The organism is Streptomyces sp. NPDC057271, assembly GCF_042668715.1.
GTDB lineage: Bacteria > Actinomycetota > Actinomycetes > Streptomycetales > Streptomycetaceae > Streptomyces.
Genome location: NZ_JBHUYJ010000196.1, coordinates 1 through 5,833, shown reverse-complemented (window position 1 = coordinate 5,833; position 5,833 = coordinate 1). Strand labels below are relative to the sequence as shown.

Here is a 5,833-nt window from a genome sequence, read left to right as displayed (position 1 = left end):
CGGTGATGCCGAGGCGGCGGAGGTTCTCGGCGCAGGCGTCGAGGCGGTCGCACTCCTTGACGCGGGTGTTGGCGACGTCCTCGATGCGGACCGGTCCGTCGGCGAAGGGCGCGAGGGCGGCGAGGGTCGGCATGGTGTCGGAGATGTCGCGCATGTTGACGGTGAGGCCGCGGAGGGTTCCGGTACCGCGGACGGTGGTGGCGGTGGCGGTGATCTCGACGTCCGCGCCCATCCGGCGCAGGACGTCGACGAAGCCGAGGTCGCCCTGGAGGGCGCCGGTGCCGAGGCCGGGGACGGTGACGGTGCGGCCCTCTTCGAGCGCGGCGGCGGCGAAGAAGTACGAGGACGTGGAGGCGTCGGGCTCGACGGCGTAGCGCGCGGCCGTGTAGCCGGTGGGGGCGACGGTGTACGTACGGCCCTCCCGGGTGACCTCCGCCCCGAAGGCCCGCATCATCGCGAGGGTGATCTCGACGTACGGCTCCGAGACCAGGTCGGTGACGGTGACGGCGAGGCCCTCGGCGGTGAGCGGGCCGAGCATGAGGAGCGCGGTCAGGTACTGGGAGGACTGCCCGGCGTCGAGGGTGAGCGCGCCGCCCTTGAGGCCGGCGGCGTGGACGGTGAGGGGGTGGTGGCCCTCGTTCTCCTCGTGGTGGAGGTCGGCGCCGAGGGTGCGCAGGGCGGTGGTGAGGGGGCCGAGGGGGCGGCGGCGCATCTGGGGGGAGGCGTCGAAGCGGAAGGTGCCGTGGCCCGCGGCGGCGAGGGTGGGGAGGAAGCGGGCGGTGGTGGCGCCGTCGCGGCAGTAGACGTCGGCGGCGTCGACGGCGGGGCCGGCCGGCCGGCCCTCGATGTGCCAGGCGTCCGGCTCCTGCGCGACCTCGTATCCGAGGGTCCTGAGCCCTTCGGCGAAGCCCTCGGTGTCGTCGGACAGGAGGGGGCGTAGGAGGGTGGTGGTCCCTCGGGCGGCGGCGGCGAGGAAGAGCGCGCGGGCGGTGACGGACTTGGAGCCGGGGATGTCGATGACGGTCACGGGGCCATGGTGCCGCGCCTCACCACCTGTGTGGGCGGACGTTCCGCATGGCGGAACGGGTGGGCGACAGGTGGTGACCGGTGCCCCCTGGCGAGAGCCTTGTGCACGGGCCCCTCGCCAGGGCACGCGAGCCGTGGGCATCGCAGGCACCGGGGCCTGGGCACGGCAAGGGCTCCTGGGCACGGCAAGGGCGCCGTCCCGTGGGCCTCGCCCACGGGACGGGGCACACGGGATGGACGCCGGCGTGACGTCAGGGGATCTTGCGGTGGGCGTTGGGCTGTCGGGACGGGCCCGGGGTGGCGTCGGCGATCCACGGGCCGTCGTCGCTCGGGTCCACGATCCCCTCCTCCAGCCACTCGAAGCGACCCCCCAGCACGCCGTCCACCACCCGGCGGTCCAGGTCGTCCGTGTTGGCCCACAGCCGGCCGAACAGCTCCTCCACCCTCAGCCGCGCCTGCCGGCAGAACGCGTCCGCCAAGGCGTACGCCTCCCGGCCGTGGTCGCCCGTGGCCCGCATCTGTTCCGCCCGTACGCACGCCGCGCTCATCGCGAACAGCTCCGCCCCGATGTCCACGATCCGCCCGAGGAACGCCTGCTTGAGCTCCATGCGGCCCTGCCACCGCGACATCGCGTAGAACGTCGACCGGGCGAGCTTCCTCGACGTCCGCTCCACGTACCGCAGATGCGTCGCGAGGGCGTCGAACTCCGCGTAAGAGTTGGGCAGTTGGCCCGGTCCGGCGACCAGCTTCGGCAGCCAGCGGGCGTAGAAGCCGCCCGCCCGCGCGCCCGCCTTCGCCTTGTCGCCCAGCGACTTGTCGGGGTCGATGATGTCGCCCGCGACGGCGAGGTGCGCGTCGACCGCCTCGCGCGCGATGAGCAGATGCATGATCTCGGTCGAACCCTCGAAGATCCGGTTGATCCGCAGGTCGCGCAGGAGCTGTTCCGCCGGGACCGCCCGCTCCCCGCGCGCCGCGAGCGAGTCCGCCGTCTCGTAGCCGCGACCGCCCCGGATCTGGACCAGTTCGTCGGCGATGAGGCAGCCCATCTCGGAGCCGTAGAGCTTGGCGAGGGCCGCCTCGATACGGATGTCGTTGCGGTCCTCGTCGGCCATCTGGGAGGAGAGGTCGACAACCGCCTCCAGGGCGAACGTGGTCGCCGCGATGAAGGAGATCTTCGTGCCCACGGCCTCGTGCCGGGCGACCGGCTTGCCCCACTGTTCCCGTACGGCCGCCCACTCGCGGGCGATCTTCAGCGCCCACTTGCCAGCGCCGACGCACATCGCGGGGAGCGAGAGGCGTCCGGTGTTCAGGGTCGTGAGGGCGATCTTGAGACCGGCGCCCTCGGGGCCGATGCGGTTCGCGGCCGGGACCCGGACACCGTGGAAACGGGTGACGCCGTTCTCCAGGCCGCGCAGGCCCATGAAGGCGTTGCGGTGCTCGACGGTGATGCCGGGAGAGTCCGCCTCGACGACGAACGCGGTGATGCCGCCGCGGTGGCCCTCGGACTTCGGCACGCGCGCCATGACGACGAGCAGGTCGGCGACGACCCCGTTGGTCGTCCAGAGCTTCACGCCGTCGATGACGTAGGCGTCGTCGCCGTCCGGTACGGCGGTGGTGGCGAGCCGGGCCGGGTCGGAGCCGACGTCCGGCTCGGTGAGGAGGAAGGCCGAGACATCGGTGCGGGCGAGGCGCGGGAGGTAGGTGTCGCGCTGTTCCTGCGTACCGAAGATCTTCAGGGGCTGCGGCACGCCGATCGACTGATGCGCCGAGAGCAGCGCGCCGATCGCGGGGCTCGCGGAGCCGACGAGGGCGAGGGCGCGGTTGTAGTACACCTGGGTGAGGCCGAGCCCGCCGTACTTCGGGTCGATCTTCATCCCGAACGCGCCGATCTCCTTGAGTCCGGTGACGACCTCGTCGGGGATGCGGGCCTCGCGTTCGATCAGCCGGCCGTCGATCCGTGTCTCGCAGAAGGCGCGCAGCTTGGCGAGGAAGGCCTCACCGCGCCGCACGTCCTCCTCGGAGGGCATCGGATGGGGGTGGATGAGGTCCAGTCGGAAGCGGCCGAGGAACAGCTCCTTGGCGAAGCTGGGTTTGCGCCAGTCCTGCTCGCGCGCTGCCTCGGCGACCTGCCGGGCCTCGCGTTCCGTGACCTTGGGCCGCTGGGTGGGTGCGGACATGAGGAGCTCACCTCGCCGCTCGTCGGGTGCCTTGTGGCTACTCGTCCGTAGTACCCGATTTCGCGGCACCCCGAAAGACGGCGGGAGCGCACGAGGACGGCCGGAGCCCCCGCACAGTGGGCTCCGGCCGTCGGTCTCGTGAGTCCGTACGCGTACGTACGTACGGGTTACAGGGCGAGGCCCGTGAGGACGAGGACCCGCTCGTAGGTGTAGTCGTCCATCGCGTACTTGACGCCCTCGCGGCCGACGCCGGACTTCTTGGCGCCGCCGTACGGCATCTGGTCGGCGCGGTAGGAGGGGACGTCGCCGATGATCACGCCGCCGACCTCCAGGGCGCGGTGGGCGCGGAAGGCGGTCTGCAGGTCGTGGGTGAAGACGCCGGCCTGGAGGCCGAAGTCGGAGTCGTTGACGGCGGCGAAGGCCTCGGCCTCGCCGTCGACCTTGGCGATCGTCAGGACCGGGCCGAAGACCTCGGCGCGGGCCAGGGTGACGCCGGCCGGGAGGTCGGTCAGGACGGTGGGGGCGTAGGTGGCGCCTTCGCGCTTGCCGCCGGCGAGCAGCTTCGCGCCGGCCGCGACGGCCTCGTCCACCCAGGCCTCGACGCGCTTGGCGGCGTTCTCGTCGACGAGCGGGCCGACGTCGGTGGCGTCGTCCGCCGGGTCACCGGTGACCTGGGCCTCGACGGCCGCGACGATCTTCGGTACGAGGCGGTCGTGGACCGAGGCGTCGGCGATCACGCGCTGCACGGAGATGCAGGACTGGCCGCCCTGGTAGTTGGAGAAGGTGGCGATGCGGGTCGCCGCCCAGTCCAGGTCCTGCTCGGACGCCCAGTCGCCCAGGACGACGGCGGCGGCGTTTCCGCCGAGCTCCAGGGTGCAGTGCTTGTGCGGCACGGACTCCTGGATGGCGAAGCCGACCTTGTCGGAGCCGGTGAAGGAAATGACCGGGAGGCGCTCGTCCTGGACGAGGGCGGGCATGCGGTCGTTCGGCACGGTCAGGACGGACCAGGAGCCGGCCGGCAGGTCGGTCTCGGCCAGCAGCTCGCCCAGGATCAGGGACGAGATCGGGGTGGCCGGGGCCGGCTTGAGGATGATCGGGGCGCCGACGGCGATGGCCGGGGCGACCTTGTGGGCGCTGAGGTTCAGCGGGAAGTTGAACGGCGCGATGCCGAGGACGACGCCCTTGGGGATACGGCGGGTGATCGCCAGGCGGCCGACGCCACCGGCCTCGGTGTCCAGGCGCTGGGCCTCTCCACCGTTGAAGCGGCGGGCCTCCTCGGCGGCGAAACGGAAGACGGAGACGGCACGGCCGACCTCGCCGCGGGCCCACTTGACGGGCTTGCCGTTCTCGGCGGAGATCACCTGGGCGATCTCCTCGGCGCGCTCGGCGAGACGCTTCGACACGTGGTCGAGGGCGGCGGCACGGACGTGTGCCGGGGTCGCGGCGAACTCGTCGACGACGGCGTGCGCGGCGGCGACGGCCTCCTCGACCTGGGCCTCGGTGGGAACGCTCACCGTGCCGACGAGACGTCCGTCGAAGGAGTTCGTGACGTCGAAGGTGGCCTCGCCGGTGGCCTCGCGGCCGGCGAGCCAGAAGGCGTGGGTGGTCGTCATTGCGTCCCGGCCCTTTCCGTATCGGGGGTGCGAGCGATCGCTCTCGTGCCACGGTAGGGCGAAGCGGGCGGCGTGACGCTTGTCCGCGATGGAGTGGTGGGCGAGACCACCTGTCCGCTTTGGCGGAAGAAGCCCGGTCGGCCCACCGTCCGCTCGGCGGGGCGGCCCCCCGTCCGTCAGCGGCGCGGGACGGTCATCCTCGTCGTTCCGTCGAGACGATGAGGCAGACCCCACCGACGACGATCGCGCCGCCGAGCGCGATGGGCCAGGTCAGGGCCTCACCGAGGACCAGCGCACCGAGCACCACCGCGACGACCGGATTGACGTACGCGTACGTGGCGACGAGCGAGAGCGGGGCGGCCTGGAGGAGCCAGGCGTACGCGGTGAAGGCGATCAGCGAGCCGAAGACGATCAGGTAGGCGAGGGCGGTCCAGGAGCGGGCGGACACGTCGGCGAGGTCGAACCCCTGGTGCTCGCTCCTGATCAGGGCGACGACCAGACCGCCGAGGCCGCCGGCGAGCATCTCGTACGCGCTGGCGGTGAAGGGGTTGGCGGGCATCGAGAGCCGGCCCGAGGAGAACGAGCCGACGGACCACAGCAGCGCGGCGAACACGACGAGGACGACGCCGCCGATCCTGACCTCGCCGTTGAGGCCGGGGAGGGTGAGGACGCCGAGGCCGACGAGGCCGAGGGCCACGCCGGCGAAGGCGCCGCGGCCGGGGCGCTCACCGGAGGCGGCGCGCAGGACGACGACCCAGGCGGGCACGCTCGCGACGAGCAGCGCGGCGAGGCCGGAGGGGATGGAGGTCTCCGCCAGGACAACGAGCGCGTTTCCTCCGACGAGGAGCAGGATGCCGACGAGGACGGCCGAGGCGAGCCGGCGCGGGGTGACCTTCAGCGCGGCGGGGCCCTGTCGTACGGCGTTGACGCTCCCCTCCCTGAAGGGAGGGGATTCCTACGGCTCGCGCCGTGAGACTTCCTGTTTCATCGCCGACTGCCCGCCCGGAGAACTCCGTT

The 5,833-nt window shown here is 72.4% G+C and carries 3 protein-coding genes and 1 pseudogene; all 4 read right to left on the bottom strand.

The window, feature by feature from the left end; translation table 11 throughout:
• Positions 1 to 1,027: 3-phosphoshikimate 1-carboxyvinyltransferase (aroA, locus tag ACFUJR_RS38520; RefSeq protein WP_383451243.1), on the bottom strand; the 1,027-nt coding region annotated here is incomplete at its 3' end.
• Between the two features lie 250 nt (positions 1,028 to 1,277).
• Complete coding sequence (locus ACFUJR_RS38515; protein ID WP_383177873.1) at positions 1,278 to 3,203, bottom strand: acyl-CoA dehydrogenase family protein; 1,926 nt, start codon at positions 3,201 to 3,203, stop codon at positions 1,278 to 1,280.
• 167 nt (positions 3,204 to 3,370) lie between these two features.
• On the bottom strand, positions 3,371 to 4,816 hold the full coding sequence (locus ACFUJR_RS38510; protein WP_383177876.1) for an aldehyde dehydrogenase family protein: 1,446 nt from the start codon (positions 4,814 to 4,816) through the stop codon (positions 3,371 to 3,373).
• Positions 4,817 to 5,009: 193 nt separating this feature from the next.
• Positions 5,010 to 5,738, bottom strand: a pseudogene (locus ACFUJR_RS38505) (EamA family transporter); the annotation flags it as partial.
• Between the last annotated feature and the right edge of the window lie 95 nt (positions 5,739 to 5,833).

Coding starts and splice junctions, on each gene's coding strand:
- ACFUJR_RS38515 (WP_383177873.1), bottom strand. CDS start 3,203: ATGTCCGCACCCACCCAGCGGCCCAAGGTCACGGAACGCGAGGCCCGG.
- ACFUJR_RS38510 (WP_383177876.1), bottom strand. CDS start 4,816: ATGACGACCACCCACGCCTTCTGGCTCGCCGGCCGCGAGGCCACCGGC.